At 65.8% G+C, this 23,360-nt stretch carries 23 protein-coding genes and 2 pseudogenes; 6 read left to right on the top strand and 19 right to left on the bottom strand.

Translation table 11 applies throughout. The annotated features are described in order from the left end of the window. Nucleotides 1–36: 36 nt before the first annotated feature. Complete coding sequence (locus FEK34_RS03595) at nt 37–1,635, top strand: FAD-dependent monooxygenase (protein WP_138446445.1); 1,599 nt, start codon at nt 37–39, stop codon at nt 1,633–1,635. A 193-nt stretch (nt 1,636–1,828) separates the two neighbouring features. On the opposite strand, the gene FEK34_RS03590 is transcribed toward FEK34_RS03595, so the two are convergent. The 3 genes from FEK34_RS03590 to FEK34_RS03580 all read right to left on the bottom strand — a co-directional run bounded on the left by FEK34_RS03590 (nt 1,829) and on the right by FEK34_RS03580 (nt 3,677). Then, on the bottom strand, nt 1,829–2,332 hold the full coding sequence (locus tag FEK34_RS03590; RefSeq protein WP_138446444.1) for a GNAT family N-acetyltransferase: 504 nt from the start codon (nt 2,330–2,332) through the stop codon (nt 1,829–1,831). Nucleotides 2,333–2,346: 14 nt separating this feature from the next. Continuing rightward, nucleotides 2,347–2,760 (bottom strand): DUF6463 family protein, encoded by a 414-nt coding sequence (locus FEK34_RS03585; protein ID WP_138446443.1) that lies wholly within the window; start codon nt 2,758–2,760, stop codon nt 2,347–2,349. Nucleotides 2,761–3,026: 266 nt separating this feature from the next. Beyond that, entirely contained in the window at nt 3,027–3,677 is a 651-nt protein-coding gene (locus tag FEK34_RS03580; protein WP_138446442.1) for an alpha/beta hydrolase, read from the bottom strand. 15 nt (nt 3,678–3,692) lie between these two features. Here FEK34_RS03580 and FEK34_RS03575 point away from each other — a divergent pair, with 15 nt between their 5' ends. From FEK34_RS03575 to FEK34_RS03565, 3 genes and pseudogenes are all read left to right on the top strand, one after another. Next, nucleotides 3,693–3,995 (top strand): hypothetical protein, encoded by a 303-nt coding sequence (locus tag FEK34_RS03575; protein WP_138446441.1) that lies wholly within the window; start codon nt 3,693–3,695, stop codon nt 3,993–3,995. Nucleotides 3,996–4,277: 282 nt separating this feature from the next. Then, nucleotides 4,278–4,577, top strand: a pseudogene (locus tag FEK34_RS03570) (RNHCP domain-containing protein); the annotation flags it as partial. 79 nt (nt 4,578–4,656) lie between these two features. Beyond that, nucleotides 4,657–5,073 carry an RNHCP domain-containing protein gene (locus tag FEK34_RS03565; protein ID WP_349292402.1) on the top strand — a complete coding sequence of 139 codons (417 nt, stop codon included), beginning with the start codon at nt 4,657–4,659 and terminating at the stop codon, nt 5,071–5,073. Nucleotides 5,074–5,161: 88 nt separating this feature from the next. On the opposite strand, the pseudogene FEK34_RS03560 reads toward FEK34_RS03565, so the two are convergent. Beyond that, nucleotides 5,162–5,631 (bottom strand): annotated as a pseudogene (locus FEK34_RS03560) (NUDIX hydrolase). A gap of 185 nt (nt 5,632–5,816) precedes the next feature. Between FEK34_RS03560 and FEK34_RS03555 the strand changes: the two are divergent. Further along, nucleotides 5,817–6,212 carry a hypothetical protein gene (locus tag FEK34_RS03555; RefSeq protein WP_138446439.1) on the top strand — a complete coding sequence of 132 codons (396 nt, stop codon included), beginning with the start codon at nt 5,817–5,819 and terminating at the stop codon, nt 6,210–6,212. A 117-nt stretch (nt 6,213–6,329) separates the two neighbouring features. Here FEK34_RS03555 and FEK34_RS03550 read toward each other — a convergent pair whose 3' ends face one another. From FEK34_RS03550 to FEK34_RS03490, 13 genes are all read right to left on the bottom strand, one after another. Then, a complete protein-coding gene (locus FEK34_RS03550; RefSeq protein ID WP_138446438.1) occupies nt 6,330–6,692 on the bottom strand; it encodes a cupin domain-containing protein in 363 nt (120 codons plus the stop codon). A gap of 141 nt (nt 6,693–6,833) precedes the next feature. Further along, nucleotides 6,834–8,441, bottom strand: coding sequence for a flavin-containing monooxygenase (locus FEK34_RS03545; RefSeq protein WP_249358775.1), 1,608 nt, complete (start codon nt 8,439–8,441; stop codon nt 6,834–6,836). Next, nucleotides 8,438–9,091 carry an SRPBCC family protein gene (locus tag FEK34_RS03540; RefSeq protein ID WP_138446437.1) on the bottom strand — a complete coding sequence of 218 codons (654 nt, stop codon included), beginning with the start codon at nt 9,089–9,091 and terminating at the stop codon, nt 8,438–8,440. Before FEK34_RS03540 ends, FEK34_RS03545 begins: the two co-directional genes overlap by 4 nt. 69 nt (nt 9,092–9,160) lie before the next feature. Further along, entirely contained in the window at nt 9,161–10,129 is a 969-nt protein-coding gene (locus FEK34_RS03535) for an MlaD family protein (protein WP_138446436.1), read from the bottom strand. Continuing rightward, a complete protein-coding gene (locus FEK34_RS03530) occupies nt 10,126–11,196 on the bottom strand; it encodes an MlaD family protein (protein ID WP_249358774.1) in 1,071 nt (356 codons plus the stop codon). Before FEK34_RS03530 ends, FEK34_RS03535 begins: the two co-directional genes overlap by 4 nt. After that, complete coding sequence (locus FEK34_RS03525; protein WP_138446435.1) at nt 11,193–12,293, bottom strand: MlaD family protein; 1,101 nt, start codon at nt 12,291–12,293, stop codon at nt 11,193–11,195. Before FEK34_RS03525 ends, FEK34_RS03530 begins: the two co-directional genes overlap by 4 nt. Continuing rightward, nucleotides 12,293–13,318: an MlaD family protein gene (locus FEK34_RS03520; RefSeq protein ID WP_138446434.1), complete on the bottom strand. Its 1,026-nt coding sequence runs from the start codon at nt 13,316–13,318 to the stop codon at nt 12,293–12,295. The genes FEK34_RS03525 and FEK34_RS03520 overlap by 1 nt, the downstream gene beginning before the upstream one ends. Then, nucleotides 13,306–14,316: an MlaD family protein gene (locus tag FEK34_RS03515; protein WP_138446433.1), complete on the bottom strand. Its 1,011-nt coding sequence runs from the start codon at nt 14,314–14,316 to the stop codon at nt 13,306–13,308. The genes FEK34_RS03520 and FEK34_RS03515 overlap by 13 nt, the downstream gene beginning before the upstream one ends. After that, entirely contained in the window at nt 14,313–15,341 is a 1,029-nt protein-coding gene (locus FEK34_RS03510) for a mammalian cell entry protein (RefSeq protein WP_138446432.1), read from the bottom strand. The genes FEK34_RS03515 and FEK34_RS03510 overlap by 4 nt, the downstream gene beginning before the upstream one ends. Nucleotides 15,342–15,368: 27 nt before the next feature. Further along, nucleotides 15,369–16,226, bottom strand: coding sequence for an ABC transporter permease (locus tag FEK34_RS03505; RefSeq protein WP_138446431.1), 858 nt, complete (start codon nt 16,224–16,226; stop codon nt 15,369–15,371). Continuing rightward, nucleotides 16,223–17,047, bottom strand: a complete 825-nt coding sequence (locus FEK34_RS03500) for an ABC transporter permease (protein WP_138446430.1) — start codon at nt 17,045–17,047, stop codon at nt 16,223–16,225. Before FEK34_RS03500 ends, FEK34_RS03505 begins: the two co-directional genes overlap by 4 nt. A 223-nt stretch (nt 17,048–17,270) precedes the next feature. After that, on the bottom strand, nt 17,271–18,656 hold the full coding sequence (locus FEK34_RS03495; RefSeq protein ID WP_138446429.1) for an ABC1 kinase family protein: 1,386 nt from the start codon (nt 18,654–18,656) through the stop codon (nt 17,271–17,273). Nucleotides 18,657–18,767: 111 nt separating this feature from the next. Continuing rightward, on the bottom strand, nt 18,768–19,823 hold the full coding sequence (locus tag FEK34_RS03490; RefSeq protein ID WP_138446428.1) for an alpha/beta hydrolase: 1,056 nt from the start codon (nt 19,821–19,823) through the stop codon (nt 18,768–18,770). A 198-nt stretch (nt 19,824–20,021) separates the two neighbouring features. On the opposite strand from FEK34_RS03490, the gene FEK34_RS03485 reads away from it, so the two are divergent. Next, entirely contained in the window at nt 20,022–20,663 is a 642-nt protein-coding gene (locus FEK34_RS03485; protein ID WP_138446427.1) for a TetR/AcrR family transcriptional regulator, read from the top strand. Between the two features lie 71 nt (nt 20,664–20,734). Here the strand turns inward: FEK34_RS03485 and FEK34_RS03480 are convergent, their stop codons facing one another. Both FEK34_RS03480 and FEK34_RS03475 read right to left on the bottom strand, forming a co-directional pair. After that, on the bottom strand, nt 20,735–21,646 hold the full coding sequence (locus FEK34_RS03480; RefSeq protein WP_171048032.1) for an SDR family NAD(P)-dependent oxidoreductase: 912 nt from the start codon (nt 21,644–21,646) through the stop codon (nt 20,735–20,737). A gap of 57 nt (nt 21,647–21,703) precedes the next feature. Further along, nucleotides 21,704–23,329: a flavin-containing monooxygenase gene (locus tag FEK34_RS03475; protein ID WP_171048031.1), complete on the bottom strand. Its 1,626-nt coding sequence runs from the start codon at nt 23,327–23,329 to the stop codon at nt 21,704–21,706. Nucleotides 23,330–23,360: the final 31 nt, after the last annotated feature.

The raw sequence follows: 23,360 nt of genomic DNA, 5'->3' as shown, positions 1-23,360 counted from the left end.
ACTACGATGTAATCGAGAGGCTGGAGGCGCTGAATCATGCCCGAACACGACATTCGAGAAACCGAAGTTCTGGTAGTGGGCGCCGGCCCTACCGGGCTGTGTTCGGCCGTCGATGTAGCCCGGCGAGGAGTCCCCCACCGGATCATCGACCGCAATCCTGGCCCGGCCATCGGCTCACGAGGAAAAGGGCTACAACCGCGCAGCCTCGAGGTTCTCGACGACCTCGGCGTGGTGGACACCATCCTCACGGCAGGAACGATCGGGATGCCGCTGCGATTGCATCAAAACCAGAAGTTCGCAGTGGAATTGGCGACCGCCGGCTCCGGACCCCGGCCGGGCGTGCCATACCCGGATCTACTGGTGATTCCCGAATGGCGCGTGGAGCAGGTGCTGGCCGACCGACTGCGCGAATTGGGCAGCTCGGTGTCATTCGGATGCGGGTTGACCTCGTTCCGGCAGGACGAGGACAGCGTCATCGCCGAACTCGACACCGGGGAGACCATCCGGGCGCGCTACCTGATCGGTTGCGACGGCGGGCATTCCACGGTGCGCCGACAGCTCGGCCTCGGCATGCAGGGCCTTACGCACGACGATCAACACTTCCTCGTCGGCGACGTGGTGATCGACGGGCTCGACGACGCCGCCGCCTACGCCTGGTTCAGCGAGGACGGCGGCTACCTCGCGGTTTCGCCCCTGCCCCAGGCGGACGGAGCGTGGCAATTCCAGGCCAACGTCCTGCCCGCACCGGACGGCACGATCCCCGAACCCACGCTGGACCTGTTCCGCCGACTGTTCGCCGATCGAACCGGCCGAACGGACATAACCATGAGCCGCCCGACGTGGTTGTCTCGCTACCGATTCAATGCCCGCATGGTCGACCGGTACCGGCAGGGAAGGGTGTTCCTGGCCGGCGACGCCGCGCACGTGCACTCCCCGGCCGGCGGCCAAGGCATGAACACCGGCATCCAGGATGCCTACAACCTCGGCTGGAAGCTCGCCGCCGTCCTCGACGGAGCACCGGAGGTCCTGCTCGACAGCTACGGTGTGGAGCGAATCCCGGTCGCCGCCAAGGTGCTTGCCGACAGCTCGCGCGGATTCGAGTCGGTGTTCGCGCTGCGCGGGATGCGGCGAGTGCTACGCGACCATCTGATCTTTCCGCTGATCAAGCGGCCCGTCGTCATGAGCAGGCTCCTCGCCGCCACCAGCCAGCTCACCATCTCCTACCCGAATTCCCCACTCACCGTCGCCGCCACCCGGCGCCATCGGGGCCCGGGCCCAGGCGATAGAGCACCGGACGCTCGCGGTGTCGATGTCGACGGATCACCGTTGCGCCTGTTCGACATCATGCGCGGAACCCACTGGACCCTGCTCGGGTTCGGCCCCGGCTCGATCCAGCCCCTCAGCGAACTGGCGGCCGCCATCGCCCCCTCCGCCCGCACCTGCCTCGTCCTCGATACCGCGACTCACACTCCCTCCGTGGACCTGGAGATGCTGATCGGAGCCGAAGCCGAACGGGTCTACCGAGCCCGCTCCGGCACCCTGGTCCTCATTCGCCCGGACGGCTATATCGCCGCCCGCACACCTACCGTCGACGCGATCTCCGCCTACCTCCGCGGGTTCCATCTCCTGGATTGACCGACCGAACTCGACGTGCTCGAACGCATTCTGGCCGTCGAGCCGGCTTGAATCGCCGACATTCATGCGGCCGCGGACACAACAGATAGGTGATCCCGTCGACGGCACCGTAAGCCCGAACAGCAGCAGACCGAGGAGCCCGCACCGGAGCCGAGGATGGCGGCGACAACATCGCCATCCTCGGCTGCGACCGTTACCGGCTCGGCGCCGTGGTACTGAACCGGGCTGTCGTCCCGTCACCTGCGACCCGATGCAACCCGGCCTTCTCCAGCACGCGGATCGATGCCGGGTTCGTCTCGTCCACGTCGGCGTAGACGGTGTGGACCTCGGGCGAATTCAGCGCGAAGGAGACCACCGCCCGAGCAGCCTCCGAGGCGTACCCACGGCTTCGGCGCGACGCGACGACGCCGTATCCGAACTCGATCGCGCCCTCCTCCGGCGGCCACATCAGGCTGATACTGCCGACCACCAATCCGGATGCCCGCTCGACGATTTGCCGGTGACCGGGCCGCGCCTCGGCCTCTTGCTGGGCGATCACGCCGGCGATCACGCGGTCACCCTCGGTGGGGAAATCGCCGGCCCAGTGCGCCCGCCGCTCGTAATTGCCGACGGCAGCGAGGTCGGCATCGGGCCACCGCCGCAGGCAGAGGCGGTCCGTGAACAGGTCGGCACTGGACAAAGGGAACGTTGATGACACGCGACACTCCTGGTTCAGCTCGCGGAGAGCGCTGCCGGATGTACCGGTTTATCGCCGCGAGCCGCGCGCCGGGAACCGATCAACAGCAGACCGGCGACGATCAGAAGGACCAGCAAGGGCGATGGGCCGCCGAGCGCGACGGTAACCAGCGTCCAACCGGCCATCAGCCAAGCGAGGAACGCCGGCGGTGTGATTCCGCGGCGGTCCATCCACAGCACCGTCAGGCCGATCATGAGAAACGGCACGCCGAAACTGAACACTGTGTACCACAAGGTGGCTTCGGCGTAGTCCATGGCGTTGGCGTCCGCCGTCCACCCTGTTCCATCGAGCCATTCGTCGGCATGTTCCGGGGCCGACTCGATGAGGGAGCCTATGGTGTGCCCGATTCCGGGAAACAGCACGATGAGCCAACCCGCCCACTTGATCATGTGAACTCCTTGTCCTCATGCGGAGCCTGTCGGCTCCGTCAGACACCCGCACGGTGAGCATCTCCATCGCGGCGCTCGCTCGGCGAATTCATCTATACGGATGCGTATACTTGAGCATAGATCAATGCATACGCCTCCGTATACATGAAGTTCTGATGAAAGAAATCACATCACGACGTGGGACATCTTCAGAGAGCCGGTTTCACGGAAAGCCAAGGCCCCGAGACCAATTCACCGCGGTTGCCCTGCGTGGCACGTCACTGCTGTCACGCCGCGAGGGTGTGTTCGAGAAAGTCCAGGACGAGTTCGCTGTAGTGCTGTCGCGCGAGTTTCAATCCCTCCAGGTGCCCGCGCCCGGCAGTACCTGCACCCGGCACCGCGGGTACCGTGCGGCCAGGGCATGCACGGCATCCGGAGTAGTGATCGGGTCGTTCTCCCCGCAGATGAAGAGTGCGGGCACCCGCTCCGCCGCCGGCGTCACCGGCGGCGGCCAGTCGACGCCGAGCATCGCCAGCCCGGTTGCCGACATCGCCGACCTGGTCACCGCCCCGGCCCGTCCGCGTGCCAATATGCCGGGCAGCGGTAGGGGGCCCGGCTGCGAGGAAGCGTTCGAACAGGGCCCGTCCGTCGTCCACCGGCCCGCTGTCGCAGATGATCGCGTCCACGGCGAAGTCTCGACGTGTCAATGCGTTGACCGAAGGGAATGTGGAAAACGAGAACCCGAACAGTGCGATCTTGGCGTCACGGAACTCGGCGCGCGCCCGCAGCGACGCGATGACTTCGACGATGTCGGTGGTGAATTGTTCACCGAGCCCGCGGAATCCGTAGCGGTAACTGCTCGCCCCGTGGTTGCGGTGGTCGAACAGGCATACGGTGTAGCCGGCCTCGTGGAGTAACTCCCGGGTAGACGAAGGCATCGGTCATCAGAGTTGGTGATCGTCGACGTCGAGATCGGCCAGTCCCTCATGGCAACTCGGGCATCGCCGCGCCCGTGCTCGAGCGCAGCCACGGTCGCCGCCGCCCGACTACACCAGACGACCGAGCGGTGGGTGGATTCGCGCATTCGCTTGCCCCACGGCGTCCGGCCGGATGGCCTGGCCACCATCTTGGTCGCTGCCGCCATCGGAATCCATATCCAGGCCGCCACGGAGCCCGGTGTCGTCACCGTCGATGACATGGTCGATCAACTCGAAGCTCTGGTGAAGCCGCTCCTCGTCGAACCACCACGCCGGTGAGCGAGCCCGCTGCCCCAATCGAGGAAGGCGGAACCGCGAAGAAATTCACTGGCGCCTTCACGCAGGCGAGGCCTACAGTCCTCGATCGACCCCATGAGACATAGATTTCCGACCTACGGAGGTTGAGGCGTGTTTGCTCCCCGGATGGCGCCGAGCGCGCCTCACCGAATGATCGATCTCGTTGCCGACCAGGCCTGGTCTGCTCGGTAACTCGCCATCACCGGGGCGCACTCGGCCGGCTCTCGCTGTTACTTTTCACCGTCTCAGTACAGGAGCTTCCGGGTGTCCGACACCACCACATACAACCCGAGTCCAGCACAACGGACCGGCACATTCACCTGTCTCAGGTGCGGGCTGGTCGTAGCCGAGCTCGCACCCGACGACAGCAGGCGCAACCACTGCCCGAGCTGTCTCCATTCCAGGCATACGGCCGACCATCGCGAGGGCGGGCGGTCCGATTGCGGTGGCCGCATGGCTCCCCTGTCCATCGCGGCCCTGCGGACCGGACAGTGGGCCCTCGTGCACCGGTGCGTCCGGTGCGGCGAACTCTCGCTGCACCAGGTCGCCACCGATGACAATCAGCTGATCCTGATGCGTCTGGCCGTGCGCCCACTCGCCGAACCACCCTTCCCGCTCGAAGTATTCAGCGAGCTGTGTGGACATGGTGATGCCGCGAAGAAACACCCCGCGACCACGCCGGCAGCGCACCAAGGATGTGCTACACACAACCCACACCGGATCCGCCGGTACGTTCCGCTGTCTGCATTGCCGATTCGATGTGCCACTGGCGGCACCGGGTACCGCACATCGCAATCACTGTCCGCAATGCCTGACCAGCAGGCACGTCGACAGCCGGCGCCCCGGCGACAGGGCCGAATCCTGCGGCGGCCGGATGCAGGCGATCAGCGTCTCGGTACGCGACAGCGGCGAGTGGGCGCTGATCCACCACTGCCTGGCCTGCGGCGCCGTCCGCGCGAACCGCATCGCGGGCGACGACAACGCATTGGCGCTGATGCGCATCGCGGTTCGCCCACTTGCTGATTCGCATGCCGGGCGGCGGGCGCTGCTCGCGTTGTAGCTGCTGCTGCGGCCGTCCCGTTGGGGCGGCCGCAGCAGCCGGCGCGGGAGCACTACAACAAAGTCATCCGGCCGCTCGCGGTGATACTTCAGCCAAGGTACGGCTCGCGCCTCCCCTCCAGGTAGTGGTTCAGCCTGAGCCGCTGCGTGTGGTGCATGTCGAGGTTGTCCAGCTCGGCGGGGTCGACGAACCGTAGTTCGGTGGATTCGTCGGAGATGGCGAGCTCACCCCCGACCACCCGAGCCAGGAAGCACACATTGAACTGTCGTCGAACCTCGCCGTCGCTGTAAGCGATGATGTGGCGCGGGTCGGTGTAAGTGCCGACCAGGCCGGTGATTTCGATGTCCAGCCCGGTTTCTTCCTTGACCTCCCGTACAGCGCAGCCGGGGAGGCTCTCGGTCATCTCCATCGCACCACCGGGCAACGCCCACAAGCCGCTGTCGGCGCGCCGCTGCAACAGGATGCGACCTTCGTCGTCGCACACCACGGCGGAGGCCGCGACAACGAGACTGTTCGGCTCGGGGCGGCTGGGTCGTCGTAGTACTCGGTGCGCGTCATCGGGTCACTCTTCCACCGGTCGGGGGATTCGGCAGCCCCGCCACGCCTCCCGAGTGATGCCGCTGCCGTGTCAGCGCGGCTGTCAGGACGGCGTCAGTTCCGTGTCAGGACGGCCGGAGAAAGTGTGTTCATCGAACGAAACGGCCCCGAACACTCAGGGCCACTAGCGAAATGAGGAACACGACATGACCACCACCATCGCTCTGACCGACCAGGACAAGGCCACCATGCGGACCGCCGCCTACGGCGCCGTCTCCCTCCTCGCCGCCGCCGGTGCCCCGCATAAGGCCGTCGCTCAGGGCACCACCGCCCTCACCTCCGCGACCGGCCTCACCGGACATGTGCTCTCGGCCAAGTCCCGCGATATCCGGCTGCCGGGCAAGACCGTCGCCGAGCTCGCCGATCACGTGCTGCCAGCCCTCACCGCGGCAATGGCGCTCCTGGCCGACCAGCCCGGTGAAGCAGCGAACTTCCGTGACACCATCCTGGTCGCCATCGAGGCCGCGACGCGCTCCGCGAAGGCACCGGCTCCCGCTGTCACGGCGATCGCAGCGAAGATCGCCGCTGCCCTCGTTGTGTGACGGCGAAGCCGCTCGGGGTTGTGCGCGCCTGGGCTCGCACAACCCCGGCTGGGGTATCAGCTCATGGGGCCGGGGATTACCTGGGGTATTTCCGGATCATGCCCTGGCGCGGTAGGACTAGCGCTTGGCGTAGTCGGCGACGCCCTGCCAGTCGAGCATGACGCAGGCCTCGTCGCCGACGACCCACGCGTCATGGCCGGGCGGAACCACCATCAGATCTCCCGGCCCGAATTCTTGCTGCTCGCCGTCGTCCATACGGACCACCATCCGACCGGACAGGCAATAACCCATGTGGGGTGCCTGGCAACTGTCGGTTCCGGCGATCGGTTTGACGTGCAGCGACCACTGCCAGCCGGGCTCGAACACCGCCCGGCCCACCGGGCCGCTGTCGAGCTCTACGAGATCGAGCTTGCCCTTACCCTGCTCGAAGGGTCTGGTCTCCTCGGGTGCATCGAAGTTCTTGCGGGTGATGGTGGACATGGCGTCCTCCTTGTCTGCGACGGTGCCGACGTGTCGTTGTCCACTGGGACGCGTCGTCGCGTTCGGCCCGCCACGGCAGCCACCGCACAGTCAATCGTTCGCTGTTCCGGGCCTATGCGCAAGGGTGCGCCGTACCCTGGCTCAACAGCGAGGGGCTTCCATCTCCATCCGGCCCTTCACCGCGGCTGCGTCACCAGCCGTGCGGTAGCTGTAGTCGTCTCTGTCGAAGCGGGTGGCCTTGCGATAGGTCTTCAGCAGAGACCAGGGCCGGATGTAGGGCGACTTGCCCTGGGAGTTGACGAAGTAGGTGTTGGAACCTTCGCACCGTGTCTCCAGGTAGTACGCCAGGTTCCTGCCGCTGCGGAGCATCTCCTGGTGGAATCGTTCCTGTGCCTGCGACTTGACTTCCACGGCGATCGCTCCGCGGCGTCGGGTCTCGTCGATCACGGTCGCGATGTGGCGCATCGCGTTCTCGACAAAGTAGTGGAATGCGGTTCCGGTCCAGGAGTACGGGCCGACCATGATGAACCGGTTCGGGAGGCCGGCGACCGCGGTGCTGTAGTAAGCCTTGAGCTCCTCGGTGTTGTAGTAGACCCCGAGGTCGAAGCCGTCACGGCCGATGACGGTTCCCGGTTTGTAGCTCTCCGGGTCGGAGAAGACCTCATAGCCTGTTGCCAGTACCAGGGCATCGATTTCGCGCTCCACACCCTGTGCGTCGCGGATTCCGTTCGGGGTGATCTCGGCAATACCCGCGGTGAGCAGTTCGACGTTGTCACGATTGAGGGTGGGCAGGTAGTCACCGCCGGCGCCGCCTCGGATACACACGATGCCGAAGCCGGGACGCAGCTGTTTGCGGATCTGCTCGTCTTCGACCTTGTAGCGCACCCAGCGTGCGTAGGCGTTGCGGCCGAGAGCGTCTATCAAGCGTGCGGCGGCCTTCCAGATCGGCGTCGGGGTGAAAACCGCGACCCGCAACAGCGTGTCGATGACGATCTGGGCGAATCCGTTGACTACCGCGGAACCGCCGGGCAGGGCGAGAAACTGTTGCATCCAGGGCCGTAGGACGAAGTCCGGCTTGGGCAGGTAGACCTGCGGGGTGCGCTGGTAGATGTCGAGGCGCTCGACCTGCTCGGCGAGCTTGGGGGCGATCTGCATGGTGCTCGCCCCGACCCCGATGATGGCCACCCGCTTGCCGGCGAAGTCGTATTCGTGGTTCCACGTCGCCGGATGCATCGACACCCCGGTGAACGAGTCGAGACCGGGGATGTTCGGTTCGGTCTTCGGATTGATGTAGGCGCCGACGGCGCTGATCACGAATCGTGCGGTGATCGGCTCCCCGGATTCCAGGTGCAGCCGCCAGAGCGCGTTGAGGTCGTCCCATTCCTCTCGAACCACGGTGGTGTGGAAGCGCATTCGGCGTGGCAGGTCGTAGTCGGCGGCGACCTCCTCGAGGTATTCGAGGATCTGGTCGCGTTTGGCGAAGAATCGGTCCCAGTCCGGTTTACGGGCAAACGAGAACTGGTATGTCGTGCTGGGGATATCACATCCGGCGTCGGGGTAGCTATGGGTGTACCATGTGCCGCCCAGCCCACCTATGCGGTCGACGATGAGAAAGTCGTCGATCCCGATTTCCTGGAGTTTCACCCCGGCGCAGATCCCGCCGATGCCCGCGCCGATGACGACGACTTCGTGCTGCGGCTGCTCGAGGATGGCTGCGGGCGCCTTCCCGGCTCCATTGGTCTGAGTCACTTCGTGCCCTTTCCAGCTTTCTCGGTGCCCCGCCGGGCCGGGGACGATCCATTCGTACTGATCGATGACGATGGAGATGTCTCGAGGCTCGCGACCTCGCGGACTCGTCGACTGAACAGCGGGCCGATGCCGCCGAGCCGGTACGCCGCTCGCCACAACGGGGGAAACCAGACCGCGAACCGAAACGGCAGGCGGGGCGTGACCGCCGTAGTCCAGATGATCTTGGTCTGATTGGCGCCGACCTCGGTGAAGACCATGTCTTCGGCGTACTGACGAACCAGCAGATATTGAATCCAGCTTCCGCTCACCACACCGAAGGTGATGCGCCGGTGCGGTTCGTAGCGCCAGAACCGCTCACGTTCGACCCACAGCGCACGCCAGATGCCGAACACCGATCCCATCTCGCGTACGACGCCCACGCCGCGCGCGGGTGAGTCATAACGAACACCGACGCCCGGGAAAGGCAGCCAGCTCCAGGCACGATCGTCGTCGATCGCTGTCCACACCGCGTGCCGAGGCGCGTCGATGATGCGTTCGATAGTGAAAACCAGTGCGGCAGTGTCGAAAACGCTGTCATCGACCGGTGCTACCGCATCGTACTGTCTGCGCAGGATCGACCTGAAACCTGCGCTCTTCTCCGATTCAGCCATTTGCAAATAGTATTGCTATTCGAATATTGATGCAATCCCCAAATTGTGGCTATCCCACTGTCGCTACGGCTACTTGACAGTGACCTCGAGGCGCACCGTGCCGTCCGGGGCCACCGAATGCAGCGCCTGCGCGATCAGCGCCGACAGGTCCACGGTCTGCAGGCTGTCGCCGGCACGCCGCATCAGTGGACCGAGCACCGGGAACAGCTCCTTCAGATCGGGCCCGATCCGATCGACGTAGTCGGTGATCTCGTCCAGGTAGGGCAGCAAACCGTCGCCAGTGGTGTAGGCCTCGGGCACCGGACGGGCGTTGAGCAACACCTCGAGGGAGTCGACGACCTCGCTGACCTTGACGCCGAATTCACCCCATTGCGGGCCTGCTTCACTCATCTGCTGCCCGGCCACAGCGACGTCCGGGCCAGGCACCTGGGCATCGGCCAGCAGTGACCGCACCTGTGGTGCGCGCGAGATCAGGGTCGCGGCAAGCAGGTCGGCCGCGTGCGTGATCTCGGGCAATACCGTCTCGGTGCCCTCGAACGCCTCGGAGAAGGTGCCGATGATCGAGGCGATTGCCGTCGGATCCAGTTGCCGCAGCAATGCCGTCACCGTTCGAGCGAGTTCGGGAATCGACTTCGGCGTCGTGATCGACTGCGCGCGCAGCACTGCGCCGTCTTCGATGTAGGGACCGGCACCGGTGCTCGTCTGGAAGTTGATGTACGGCTCGCTCAGCGCCGACAGCGCTTCGATGACCACGGTGCTGTCCGCCGGAACTCGGCGGCCGTGGTCGATGTCGAAGCGGACTTCGACGCCCTCGGCCACGCTGTCGACCGCGGTCACCTGGCCGACTCGCACACCGGAGAGCAGTATCGGTGATCGCGGGACGAGGTTTGCCGCATCGGGAATCACCATCATTGCCCGGGTCGGCTGGCGGAACCAGTCGACGCGGGCGACATCGAAGAGCAGATAACTCGTGCTGACGATCGCCACCAGGGCGATCGCGGCTGAAGAGGCGATCGAACCTGGTTTGGGCAGTCTCATCGAACGATTCCGATCATGCGCAGGGTGGCGACGATCTGATCGACCTGGTCGTCGGCCGACATGGCCGGTCCGGACGCAGGTTCGATGCGGACGCCGTGGATGTCGACCCTCGGGCTCTCCGCCCAAGGGATCAATTTCTCGCGCAGGAACTCCGTCAGCCGCACCAGATTCGACGGCGCCGACAGATTCAGCGGACGCCCCGGGTTGAGCAGCATGGGCACGAATGCCCGTGCCGCGGCATTGCCTTGTTCGGCCAGTGGCGCGATCCAGGTGAGCGCTTGCACGATGTCACCGAGGGCGCCGATCACGCCGACGACGTGGATCAGCGACTGCGCGATCTCGGTGATGTCGACGACGCCCTGCGGTGTGAGCATTCGGTCGAGCGCGGCGGTGTTGTCGAGGACTGTCCGGGTGTTCGCGCCCATCGACGCGATGAACGCGTCGATCTCGTGCTGGTTGGCCGCGAGATCGACCAGGTTCGCCGACAGCATGCCCGCGATCCGCTGGGTTTCGGCGGGGTCGTCGGGCAGGGCGGCGTTGAGGTTTTCGACGATCTCCTGGGCCGAACGCAGTGCACCGCCGGAGACGAAGGTGGCCAGGCCGGCGAGGACGTCCTCGACCTGCAGGGCGGGCTGGGTCTGGGTGATGGGAATCGTGGCGCCGGGAGCGAGTTTCGCTGTCGCCGGTTCGGTCGTCGGGAGATCGAGGCCGATGTAGATGTCACCGAGGATGGTGTCCTGGCGCAGCTGAGCGGTCGTGGTGGTGGGAAGGGCGACCGCTTCGTCGATCTCGATGTCGGCCCGCACCGATCCCGGCGCCGTGGCCGTCGGATCCTCGAGCACGACGCCGACGAGTCGTCCCACCTCGGCGCCGTTGGCCATGACGCGGGCGCCCGACGGCAGGTTGAGGGCGTTGGCGAATTCGATGTGGATGGGATAGGTCGGTCCGTCGATACCGGCGCCGGGCAGGGACAGCCGGGCCGGATCGATTCCGCATCCGGTCAAGACCATCACGATGCTGAATGCCGACGCAACTGCCCAGCGAATCCGATTGCCGCGCTTGCTCATCGGGCTCCTCCTAGCAGACCGGAGACCAGCGTCGTGAGGTCGATCGCGGCCAGCCCGTCGCCTGCGTTCGCACAGCGGCCGGGTGCCACCGCGTTGATCGCCGCACAGATCTGGGCTGCCTCTGGTTGCGCCAGCGCGACTTTCGGGGGTGCGTAGGACATCATCACCCGCCCCGACTCGGGGTCGGTCACCGATCGAAAAGCGCCGGTGACGACCGGGATCATGTCGATCAGCTTCTGCAGGGTCCCGACATTGGCGGCCGCCAGATCCAGCAACGGCACCGTGCGGTCGAGCAGGTCCATGATCGGGCCGCCGTATTTGGTGGTGATGTCGTTCAACAGTGGCAAGAGCACGACGATGGATTCGACGATGGTGACCACCTGGTCCCACACGTTGTTGACCAGCTGCAGCACCGGCGCGAGGCCGTCGAGCATCACCCGCAGATTCCCCCATCCGCCGGCCACGCTGTGGGCGAGGGTGGACAGCGAATCGATGAGTGACCCGATCCGGGCGACGGTGGTGTCGGGGTTCCGCAGAGCGGCGGCGAGCTGGGTGATGATGTCGTTGAGCTGCGGACCCAGTCCGGCTGTGGCGGTGTCGAATGCCTGGATCGCGGCGCCGATGCGGCCGCGCTGTGCGGGGTCGCCGCCGCCGTCGAGTTGGTCGGCGAGTTCGGCCAGCGCGTCGAGAGTCTGGGTGATGCTCTTGGGAGTCGCGGTCTCGGTGATGCACTCGTCGGGGTTCCATTCCGGACCCGTTCCGCTGAGGACAGCCAGCCGACGATCCGCGACCAGGGTGTCCGACACCGTCGCGGCGGCGACCTTGCCGCGCAGTGGATGGTCGGCATCCATGGTGAATCGCACGCGCACCGCACCGGACTCGTTGCTGATGCCGGTCACCGACCCGACCTTGATGCCTCGCAGGGTCACGTCGTTGCCGACGTAGAGACCGATCGCATCGGGCATCGTCGCGCAGTAGTCGATGCGTTTGTCGAAAGGCCGCAGGTAGACCACGCCCGCTACGGCCAAGAGCAGGCAGACGACCGCGACGCCGAGAATCGACAGGAACGCTCGCGATCCGACCAGACGATGCAGCATCAGCACCCCCGGCCCGGAACAGGGACACAGATCGGATAGGCCTGCACGGTCGACCCGGACTGGTCCACAGTGATCCCTTGTGGCCCCGCCAGCCCACGCAGCCGGTCCGCGGCCGCGGCCAGATCGCCCGCGACCGCTGCCAGCCGCGCACCGAGGTCCTGTAACTGCGGAACCGCGGCAACGAGTTTGTCGGCCAACGGTTCCAGCGTTGTCCGCCAAGCCGGTTCGACCGCGGCAAGGCGGGCGAAGAATTCGGAGGCGATCCTGAGCGCTTCGAGGACCTCGCCGCGGCGAGCGAGCACCTGGGTCTCCATCAGTCCGATCTTGTCGAGCATGTCGCCGATCACCCGGCGTGTGTCGCGCAGGACAGCAAGGTACTCGTCGGCGACGGCCAGGGCCTGTTGCACGTCACGATGCTGACGGTCGAGCATCCCGACCATGGTCGACAGCGCGTCGGTCAGCGTCGAGACCGACGCCGGGCTCGCGGTCAGCGCGGCGCTCAGGTCGGACATGCTGCGGCGCAGGGTGTCGCCGTCGATTCCCGCGATCGGGCGGCGGGCGTCCTGCATGGCCTCCATGAGCGAGTACGGCAAGCGCACCTGGGCGGCGGGCAGGGGCTCGGCTCCGAGTCGCTCGGTGCCGCCGGGGGTCAGTGCGATGTAATGACCACCGATCGGGGTGAGCATCCGGATATCGAGGGTGGTCTGGTCGCCGACGAAGACATCGTCTCGTACCGTGAAGCTCATCCGGACGGCATCGTCGGTCAGTTCGAGTCCGCGGACCTCGCCCACCGAGATGCCGGCGATCCGCACGTCGTCACCGGCGCGGATGGAGCCCGCGTCCGGCAGGAAAGCGCTGTAGGTGTTCTTTCCCAACGGCACCACGTAGATCACCGCGCTGGCGGCCAGGACGATAGCGGCTGCGAGCAGGCCTGTCACCCCGAGCAGGCGTTGGGTCCGCGGGTCGGTGTCGGTTCCGTAGCGCAGCGAGGTGACCGCGCGCCATATTCGCCTCAGCCGTTGCATAGCGCAATCCTTTGTCCGGCGATCAGGGTCTGGATGGGCTCGGGTACCTTCGCGGCCGCTCCTTTACTGCAGATCGGATCGATGTGGTTGCCCGGTGCGGGCACCAGGGCGGCCAGGGATTGCAGCAGCCCGGGTAGCCGGTCGAGCAGGTCCGCGGTGGTTTGCGGATCGGGAAACAGCAACCGCAGGTCGTTCTGCAAGTCCGGGTTGTCGGGCTCGGTGAAGCCCAGTGCGGCGAGCAGGTTGTTGAGCGGGCCGAGCACCGACGGACCGTGCGTCACGAACTCCATCAACCCGACGAACTGCTTCTGCAGGTTGATGAACACGTCGGCGATGCCCTTGATCAGGGTCGCCGTTTCCGGGGACTTGCCGCCGAGCTGTTCGGACAGGCGCTGGAAGTTGCGCAGCAGCACCGAGATCACCGCCTGCCGGTCGGTGACATAGGCCGACAGCTTCTGGATCGCGTCCAATGTCGAGCCGACCGCTCCCCCGTCACCCTCGATCACCGCGATCGCACTGCGCAGGAACTGATTCAGCGCGTCCGGTGAGAACTCCGCCAGCACCGGCTCCATCCCGTTGAACAGTGCGGTGATGTCGAAGGACGGGATGGTGTGGTCGACACCGACCGTCGCACCCTCGGGGAGCTCGGGGCCGGCCCGGTCGGGTTGCTTGATATCGATGTACCGCTGTCCGGTCAGGTTCTGGTAGCGGATGGCCAAGACGCTGGCCTGCATCGGAGGATGATCCTGCTGCACCGTGAAATCCACCTCGGCACGTGAGCCGGCCAGGTCGATCCTGGTGACCTTGCCGACAGCGACGCCCGACATCCTGACATCGTCACCGACCCGCAGCCCGCTGGCGTCGGTGAATTCCGCGTGATAGCCGACGGTCGGGCCTGGCACCGGCCGTTTGATGGCGATGACGATACCGGCCAGCAGCACCACGATGAGGACGACGAACACCGTCACCCGCACCACAACGCCTCGCAGCGATGTCACTTGGTCCCTCCGATCGGCGGCGCCGGCGGGACCGCCCCGCCCAACAGTGGCACCGACAGCCCCGGAATCCCGCGCAGTACCACATCCAGGCCGACGACAGGCCCGTCCGGGGTGGTGCGGAAGGTCCGCTGGAGGCGGTCCAGCAGCTCGGCGAGATCGGCGTGTGAACGAGCCGGATCGGGCACAGTGCTCGCCAGCTGCCCCAGCACCGAGGCCAATACGTCGGCGTAGCCGCCCAACCCCTCACGAGCTACCCCACCCAGCGTGGTGATCGCCGGAAACAGCTGGTCGACGACGAGTCCGACGCCGATGTCGAAGCGTTCACGATCGTTTCGCAGGACATCGATCCCGTAGATGTGGTCGATGAGTTTGATGAATCCGTCGGCGAACGATGCGACGCCGCTGAAGAACTGCGCGTACTGCCCCACCAGGAACGAGGCCGGGTAGCGTTGCGTGTCCGCGATCGCGCGACCGGCCCCGATCATCGCTTCGATCAGGGGCGTGAATGCCCGGATATCGGTACCGAGGGTGGACAGCAGCGCGGTCAGCTCCGGCGTCAGGACGGTCAGTGCGGTGTCCGACAGCGAGCGCAACAGTGTGCCCATCGTGACATCGGTGACGCGATCGGTCCCGCGCAGATCGACAGTGACGTCGTCGCGCAGCGGTGTTCCACCGGTGCTGTCGCGCAGGACGACGTCGCTGATGCCGAAGAGGTTGGTCGGGGCATATTCGACCTCGAGACTGTCCGTCAGCCCGGCGAGCTGGGCGCGATCGACCTCCAGGGTGATCGTCGGCGCCATGCCTGCCGCACTGTCGACTGCGCTGACCTCGCCGATCCGTACGCCGTGGCGTCGTACCCCGGTACCGGGGGAGACACCGTCGCCGATCTGATCGGCGCGAAGGTGAAAGCTCATCACGCGCGGATCCGGCTCCGGCTCGCCGGTGAACCGGACGAGCGCGGCGACCGATGCGACGATGAGGACGACTACACCAGTCGCCAGCGCACCGCGCCTGCTGGTGGTCACACCTGGTAACCCGTAGTTCGGCACGTATCACCCCGAGAACGTGATCGACGAATTGACACCCCAGAACAGGAGCGTGAGCACCATGTCGAGGGTGATGATGGCGATGAAGCTCGCCCGCACAGCGCGCCCACTGGCGACGCCGACGCCCTCCGGCCCACCGGTCGCGAAAAACCCTTGATAACAATGGATCAGGATGACCGCGACACTGAACACCAGCATTTTCAGCGTCGCCACCATGATGTCGTTCAGATTGACGAATTGGTAGAAGTAGTGGTCGTAGACACCCGGTGACTGTCCGTGCACCACCACAACCACCGCCGTGCAGGCGAAGTAGCTCAGCAATAGGGCGATGAGGAAGGTGGGCACGACGGTGACCGCGCCGGCGATCAATCGGGTGGTCACCACGAACGGTACGGACTTCAGGCCCAGCGATTCGATCGCGTCGATCTCCTCGGAAATCCTCATCGATCCGATCTCGGCGGTCATCCGGCAGCCCGCTTGGGCCGCGAAGCCCACCGCCGCCGCGATCGGCGCGAGTTCACGAGTGTTGGCGAAGGCCGAGACCACGCCGGTGAGCGGCCCCATACCGACGAGGTTGAGCGCCGCGAACCCCTGGATGCCGACGCCCGCGCCGATCGCGATGCCGAGCACCACCAGAACCGGCACCGTGCCTCCCCCGACGATCACCGAACCCCTGCCCCAGGTCATATCGGTGATCATCCGCATCGTCTGCGGGCGGTATCTGCGCAGCGTGGTCGGGATCGAGGCCAGCACCTGAACGATGAAGCCGAGCACGAAGCCGGTGGCTTCCACCGGGGCGAGCACGGCGCCGGGAAGACGGGTCAGCCGGCGCAGCCCGAACGGAGCGTACGGGGCCGCCATCATGCCACCTTCGTGGGCAGGAACATCGTCACCAGCTGGGTGATGCCGACATTGACCACGGCGATGGCCAGCACCGAGAGCACCACCGCGGCATTGACTCCGTCGGCGACGCCGCGCGGCCCGCCCCGCGCCTCCAGCCCGCGCTGGCAGGCGATGACCACCACGATGAATCCGAAGATCATGGCCTTGACCATGGATATCGCCACGTCGGCCAGCGTGGCGAACGAACCGAACGTGGCCCAGTAACTGCCCGGTGTCACCCCTTGTGCGGCGGTGGCGACGGCGTAGCCCGACAGCACTCCGACGAAGATGATCAGCACATTGAGTAGCGGCGCGACGAACAACATCGCCACCATGCGGGGCACGACCAGCCGTTGCACCGGGCTGATGCCCATCGTGGACAGCGCCTCGATCTCCTCACGCACGGTCCGCGCGCCCAGGTCGGCGGCGATGGTGGCGGCGCCGGCACCGCCGAGCAGCAAGCCGGTGGCCAATGGTGCCCCCTGTTGGATGACGCCGAGACCGCCGGCGGCGCCGAGCAGAGAGTCGGCACCGAGCTGGTGAATCAGGTTGCCCACCTGAACCGAGACCACCACCCCGAACGGAACGGCCATGAGAACGGCCGGGATCGCGGTGACGGTGATCAGGTACCAGACCTGCCGCAGGGTGTCCGACACCGGATAGCGCACAGCGACCACATCGCGACAGGCCACGGTGAGCGACTCCAGTGCGAGCGCCACCGATCGCCCCAGTGTTTCGATTGCCGACAGTGTAGTGTCACGAAAGTTCCGGCGGAACGTGCCGAGCACCGTCTCCGTCGTCATGGCAGAACTCCCTCGATTGTGGCCCCCGAATTCAGCCGAAGCGATAGTCTTCCCAGTTCAGCGAGCTGGATGCGATCTGTTGTACCAGTGCACTGTCCGTGCGGCGCGTGCTACGCGCCGCAACTTTGAATAGTAGTACAATTCAGATAATTATGTGATCCTAAATGCGCTATTTTTCAGAAATCCGCGTCCGGGTTCCACCCGCACCGTCATGGCATCCGCGTCAGTCGACGACGTCGCCGGGGACCAGCCGCCGAGCTTCGAGGGTCCGGCCGATCTCGGTGACCGCCGGCTCGCCATAGATCCATTCGCGCGCGATCCGGTGCCAGTTGTTGGTGGCCCCCAGCCGGCCCAGGATGCCGAATGTCATGAAGTCGGCGCGACGAGAGAACACGTGCTCCGGGGGCAGGTACTGATGCCGGATACCGTCGAATTGCGATACGCGAGGATCGATGGCCGACAGCACGGCGCCGGAGGCGAGCTCGGGAGTGACGGTGATCGGTTCGTCGAGCAGGTTCCACTCCGACGCCGACCAGGCGTATTCCAGGCACTGCTCCGCGGTGACGGCGGACTCGGGGTCGACAACGCCGCGGCGGACCATCATCGAATACAGGTCGTCTGCTCGCTGCTCCGCCGCCGCACGCATGACCGCGCGTTCGAAGTCCACATCGCGAGGATTCATCCGGTTGTAGAGCCCGAAATCGATGAACCCGACCCGCCCGTCGGGGGCGAGCAGCACGTTGCCCGGATGCGGGTCGCCACAGAACTCGTTGCGCTGGAACAGCGAGCCGACATAGAAACGGAAGATCAATTCACCGATCCGGTCCCGCTGATCGCTGGGTAGCTCGCACATCTGGGCGAACGGGCGGGACGGGAAGTATTCGGTGACCAGTACACGCGGTGCGCAGTGCTCGACAATCGCGTCGGGCACGGCAATAAAGGGGTGGTCACGGTACTGCCGTGCCACACGGTGCTGATTGTGCGCCTCGCGCTGATAGTCGAGTTCGTTCTCGAAGTTGCGGGCGATCTCCTCGACGAGCAGCCCGCCTTCCAGCGTCGGCCACATCGACTTCCACATCTTGGCCAACAGCGCGAGGTTGCGCAGGTCCGAGCGCACCGCGGCATCGATGCCCGGATACTGAACCTTCACCGCGACATCGCGGCCGTCGCGCAGCGTGGCCCGATAGACCTGACCGATCGATGCCGCGGCGATCGGCACCTCGTCGAAGTCACGAAAGACCCGGCCGAGCGAACCATAGGCCTCGTCCACCACCGGGCGCATCGTCGCGAACGGCGTCGTCGGCGCCTGGTCACACAACACTGCCAGTTTCTGCTGGAATCGTTCGCGGTGCGATTCGGGCACCAGGTCCAGATCGAGTACCGACAGCATCTGTCCCAGCTTCATGGCCGCGCCTTTGAGACTGCCGAGGACCTCCACCACCTGCTCGGCGGCTTCTACGGTCGAGCGCTGGGCGAGCAACTCCTTGGCTCGTTCGGACCGCCCGACCATCGACAGCCTCGTCGTCGCGCCCCGGGCGGCGTGCCCCGCCGCGAGCATCCCGAGCTTGCGCCCACGGGCGACCCTGCCCCGAGGTACACGCTCACCCACGTGATTCTCCATCCGATCCGGTCACTGGTCCGGCGTGCCTGCCACCCCGGCAGTGGCGCCTGGTTGCCATCGTGCCCTATCGGGGAACACGAGAAGCCCGCATTACGTCGTTCACGCGAGCGCCTTCTCGACTCGAAGCTCCCGGCTCACCCCGGCATCGTCGAGCACCGCACGGACGAACGCTCCGATATCACCGACGGCCTGGCGTGCGTCGGGCAGGACATCAGCGGCGACCTGGAAGACATGAAAGGCGCTATCCCAGACCTGCACTTTCACCGGTACCGCTGCCGCTGCGCAGCGGGCCGCCAGCAGTTCGGCATCCGCGAGGAGGACTTCGGTGGATCCCACCTGGATCAGCACCGGCGGCAAACCGGAGAAGTCGTGGTTCACCGGCGACCACATCGGATCGAGGTGACCGTCGCGCATGACGCCCCATTTCACGGGGAGGGCATAGGCATCGGCACCGAGCAGCGCGTCGAGAGCGTCGTTGGGGTGGCCCCGCTTGATCGTGGAGTCGTAGTCCGCCCAGGGTGAAATCGCGACGATGCCGGCGGGCATCGGCAGCGACAGGGTTTTCGCCGCCAACGCCATGGCGAAGGTCAGCCCGCCACCTGCGGAGTCGCCCATGACGGTGATTCGCTCGGGCGGTATCCCGAGATCCAGCAGATACCGGTAAGCCGTGACGCAGTCGTCGACCGTCTCGGTGACGTGCGCCTGCGGGATCTGGCGGTAGTCCACCTGTAGCAGCGGCACGCCCGCGACCCGGGCGATCCGCGCGACCATACGCCGGTGGGTGTTGAGGCCACATGACACGAGCCCGCCGCCGTGGAAGTACAGGATCGCGGCCGGGTCATCGCCGTCGCCCGGGAAACCACTGGCATCCCCCCACACCCATTCGGCCCGGAACTTCTCGAAGACGACTTTGCGTAGACGGGTTCCTCTGGCGGGCCGCAGCGGCGCGACAACCGTCTCCAACCGTCGTGCCACGAACATCGACTGCCCTGGCGTGAGGAAACCGCGTTCGTCGACGCGGACCGCGAAGTCGAAGAAGCGCCGCAACGTCGCACTCGACAGCCGGTGCGCGACACGCAGCCGACGACTGGCCCTGCGCGGCAACTCGGCGACAACCGGACCGCCGACGACGGCGATCTCATCAGGACTGACCATCCTCTGCTCCCTACACTTCGTTGTGCACGTGCGGATTGTTTCATTATTTGCATAGTAGTATTATTTCAATGAGGGCGATACGTCAACCTTGGCGAGATGATCACGGTCAACCCTCTAGAATTCGGTGACAGCTGGTCGGAAGGTCGGTCTGCCCGGCCGGCGCGGTCGGCAGGGCGAATACATGGAGGTTGAACATCAGTGGCCGCTCGCAAGGTGCTGACCCGCGCCGAAAGCCAGGCGCAGACCCGCGAAAGCCTCATCGACGCCGCGGAACAGCTGTTCCTCGCTGATGGGTACCACACCACCTCGATAGCGGCGATCGCCGCTGAGGCCGGCCGCACCATCGGTGCGGTGTACAGCAATTTCGACAGCAAGGAATCGCTGTGCATCGAGGTGATCCGCCGCCGCATCAACGCTGAATTGACCAAGCTCACCACCAGTTTCATCGCCGCGCCCGACGACCTCGAGGCCCGGTTGGCCGTGCTGCCCGCCTGGTGGACTCGGGTCTCCGGCGACACCGCGATGATCACGCTGCTCGCCGAGTTCCTCATCACCGCGATTCGCGACGCCCAGCACCGCGCCACCTCTGTCGAGACCTTCAACCGCATGCTCGAATCCGGCCGCGCAGTGCTCATCGACTACCTGCCCGAGGAGATTTCCGACGACGACCCGCTCTTGGACAGCGCGGTACACGCGGTCATCGCGACCGGCACCGGATTGGCCGTCGCGCGGGCCGCCGAGGTGATGACCGCCGAGCAATCCACGGAAATACTGAGCACGACCATCCGGCTCTGGCTCGGACGACTCGCCGGTTCCGCTCCGGACCTGCCCGTGCACTGACCAGCGGCACCGCTGACGCGTGCAGTGGCCGGCCATGTCCGAGACACGGCCGGCCACTGACGAGCGCGAAATCAGGGTTGATCGCGGTGGAAGGCGATCGATGCCGGAACACGCTGCGCGGCAACACGTGCGGCGTCGCCCGCCCGTTTCATCGTCGGGATAGCACAGATCATTCGCATCAGCCCCGGCGAGAGCCGGTGCAGCACCCACGCCAGGGTGGCGTCGAAGTTCACCGGAACGATGGCGAGGTTGTAACGAATGGCACGCTGCACCGCCCGAGCGACCATATCCGGGGTCGCGAAGCTGTAGCGCGCCTGGGCCTGAGCGAAATTGGCGCGAAACTCCTCGGTCGACGCCGAGTCTCCGGTGATCAGTGTCGCGTTCGTCGCCAGCTGTGTCCTGGTGACGCCGGGACACACCGCACTGACACCGATGTTGTGCGGCGCGAGTTCGGTCCGCAACGACTCCGCGATCATCAACGCCGCGGCTTTCGACGTCGAGTAGGACGGCGCGACCCGGTTGGGTGTCCAGGCGGCCCCGGAGGCGATCACCACGATGTGGCCGGGCCGACCGCCTGCCACCATCGCCGAGCCGACGATCTTGCAGCCGTGCACGACCCCGTACACGTTGATCGACATGATCTTTTCCCAGTCGGCAACGGTCTGGTCGAGAAACGCACCGCCGAGGGCGATGCCGGCGTTGTTGACCAGGATGTCGGGCACATCGAACCGAGCGATCACCTCGTCGGTCACCCGCTGCCACTGTTCGGGCTCGCGCACGTCCAGCGCGTAGGGGTGGCAATCCGCGCCGCCGAGTTGCGCGGTTCGCTCCGCGGCGGCGACATCGATATCGGTCGCGATCACGACGTCACCCGCGCCGGCTTGCCGCAGGGCAATCGCCCGGCCGATGCCGCTGCCCGCACCGGTTACCAGAACCACCCGCCGCTGCTTACCCGCGACCGGCCCCACCAGGGGAATTCTCATCATCACATCCGTTCAGTCGACACTGTTCACCGCAAGAGGCGGCACCGGACCGGGGCGCTATCGGCGCGCTTCCACGGCGTCGTCGGCCGCGTCGTCGAGTGCGGCTTCCGTGAGCAAGGACCGCCCCGATGCCGCCGCACGGAACGTGTAATCGGCAGCGGGATCGAAGGTTTCGCTGTGATCCCACAGCGAGTCACGGAATCCGCGCGAGGGCCGCAGGATCGGGGATTCACCCCGGCTGTTGGAGAAGTAGCTGCGCACATTGTGCCGCTTGACCTGGTGCTCGACCAGGTATTCTCGCGCCGCCACACTGAATCGGCTGGTCACCATCTCCCGGTGCCATGCCTCATGCGACTGTGCGGTGACCTCGACAACGTCGGCGTCCATCTCCTTGGCCGCAGCGATGACCCGAGCGATGTGCAAAGCGGATTTCTCCATCATGCTCACCCAAGTCACACCGTTCCACCCGTACGGACCGTAGAGGAACCAGCGGTTGGGCATTCCGGGGATCGTCACGCCCGCATAGGCCTGCATGCCGTTGTCGCGGTAGAACCGACCGAGGTCGAAACCGTCGCGGCCGAGGACCTTGCCGACAGGGAACGATTCCGGCTCCGACGCGGGATGGAACCCGGTCGCCAGCACGATCATGTCGTAGTCGCGCTCGGTGCCGTCCACCGTACGGATCCCACGCTCGGTGAACCGCTCGATCGGCGTGGTCACCAGATTTCCGTTCCTGCGGCTGAAGGTCTGCAAGAACCCGCGGCCGAAGGTCGGCATATTCGCCATCACCCCGTGCCGCGGCACCAGGGCGCGGCGGGCCTGCTCATCCTTGACCTGGAACCGCAGGTAGAGGCGGTAGACAGCCCGGAGAAGGCGCTCGAGCCCGGTGATCACGGCCAGCGCCGCGCGGGTCGGTAGTTTCTCGGCCGCGACCACGATCGCCTGGAAGGCATACCAGTTCGCCATGTATGCGCCCGTGTGGAACCTCCGAGAACGCATGAGCCGGCGCCCGATCACACCGAAGGCGAAGTCGGGCTTGGGAAAACACCAGGTCGCCGTGCGTTGATACACATCGAGATGGTCGACTTCGGCCGCGATCGACGGAACGATCTGCATCGAACTCGCCCCGGTACCGATCACCGCCACTCGCTTGCCCCGATAGTCGTAGGAGTGATCCCAGCCCGCCGAGTGCATCAGCTTTCCGGCGAACTTGTCGACGTCGGGGATGCCGGCGTTCGAGCGGGGTTCGAGGAAGAACCCGGTCGCGCTGAGGACATACCGCGCGGTCAGTGTCTCGCCGCCTTCCAGATACACGGTCCAGCAGCCGGTTTCGTCGTCCCAGACCTCACGATCGACCGAGACACCGAATCGGGCCCGCTCGTAGAGTCCGTGCTCGCGGGCGACTCGCTGGCAGTATTCGCGTACCTCGGCGCCTTCGGCGAACACCCGCGACCACTCGTTCGGCGCGAAGGTGAACTCATACGAGGTCGACGGCACGTCGAGGGCGACACCCGGGTAGGTGTTCGCGATCCAGGTACCGCTGAAGTCGTCGCGGCGGTCGACGATCAGGAAGTCGTCGATCCCTGCTCGCCGCAACTGGCAGCCGGCCGCGATACCACCGACGCCTGCACCGATCACGAGAACGTCGACATCCGGCGAACTCACCGCACCGTCATGTTTCATCGATTTCACTGTGTAGCTCCGTTCTTGGTCA

The organism is Nocardia cyriacigeorgica, assembly GCF_005863245.1.
In the GTDB taxonomy this organism is placed as follows: Bacteria; Actinomycetota; Actinomycetes; order Mycobacteriales; family Mycobacteriaceae; genus Nocardia; species Nocardia cyriacigeorgica_C.
This window is presented reverse-complemented; position numbering and strand designations above follow the sequence as displayed.

Bases quoted from the DNA above. Each gene is read 5' to 3' on its own strand.
- FEK34_RS03580 (WP_138446442.1), bottom strand. From the start codon at position 3,677: ATGCCTTCGTCTACCCGGGAGTTACTCCACGAGGCCGGCTACACCGTA.
- FEK34_RS03520 (WP_138446434.1), bottom strand. From the start codon at position 13,318: ATGCAACGGCTGAGGCGAATATGGCGCGCGGTCACCTCGCTGCGCTAC.
- FEK34_RS03540 (WP_138446437.1), bottom strand. From the start codon at position 9,091: ATGGCTGAATCGGAGAAGAGCGCAGGTTTCAGGTCGATCCTGCGCAGA.
- FEK34_RS03530 (WP_249358774.1), bottom strand. From the start codon at position 11,196: ATGAGCAAGCGCGGCAATCGGATTCGCTGGGCAGTTGCGTCGGCATTC.
- FEK34_RS03550 (WP_138446438.1), bottom strand. From the start codon at position 6,692: ATGTCCACCATCACCCGCAAGAACTTCGATGCACCCGAGGAGACCAGA.
- FEK34_RS03535 (WP_138446436.1), bottom strand. From the start codon at position 10,129: ATGAGACTGCCCAAACCAGGTTCGATCGCCTCTTCAGCCGCGATCGCC.
- FEK34_RS03475 (WP_171048031.1), bottom strand. From the start codon at position 23,329: ATGAAACATGACGGTGCGGTGAGTTCGCCGGATGTCGACGTTCTCGTG.
- FEK34_RS03480 (WP_171048032.1), bottom strand. From the start codon at position 21,646: ATGAGAATTCCCCTGGTGGGGCCGGTCGCGGGTAAGCAGCGGCGGGTG.
- FEK34_RS03490 (WP_138446428.1), bottom strand. From the start codon at position 19,823: ATGGTCAGTCCTGATGAGATCGCCGTCGTCGGCGGTCCGGTTGTCGCC.
- FEK34_RS03565 (WP_349292402.1), top strand. From the start codon at position 4,657: ATGGTGATGCCGCGAAGAAACACCCCGCGACCACGCCGGCAGCGCACC.
- FEK34_RS03585 (WP_138446443.1), bottom strand. From the start codon at position 2,760: ATGATCAAGTGGGCGGGTTGGCTCATCGTGCTGTTTCCCGGAATCGGG.
- FEK34_RS03505 (WP_138446431.1), bottom strand. From the start codon at position 16,226: ATGATGGCGGCCCCGTACGCTCCGTTCGGGCTGCGCCGGCTGACCCGT.
- FEK34_RS03525 (WP_138446435.1), bottom strand. From the start codon at position 12,293: ATGCTGCATCGTCTGGTCGGATCGCGAGCGTTCCTGTCGATTCTCGGC.
- FEK34_RS03555 (WP_138446439.1), top strand. From the start codon at position 5,817: ATGACCACCACCATCGCTCTGACCGACCAGGACAAGGCCACCATGCGG.
- FEK34_RS03500 (WP_138446430.1), bottom strand. From the start codon at position 17,047: ATGACGACGGAGACGGTGCTCGGCACGTTCCGCCGGAACTTTCGTGAC.
- FEK34_RS03595 (WP_138446445.1), top strand. From the start codon at position 37: ATGCCCGAACACGACATTCGAGAAACCGAAGTTCTGGTAGTGGGCGCC.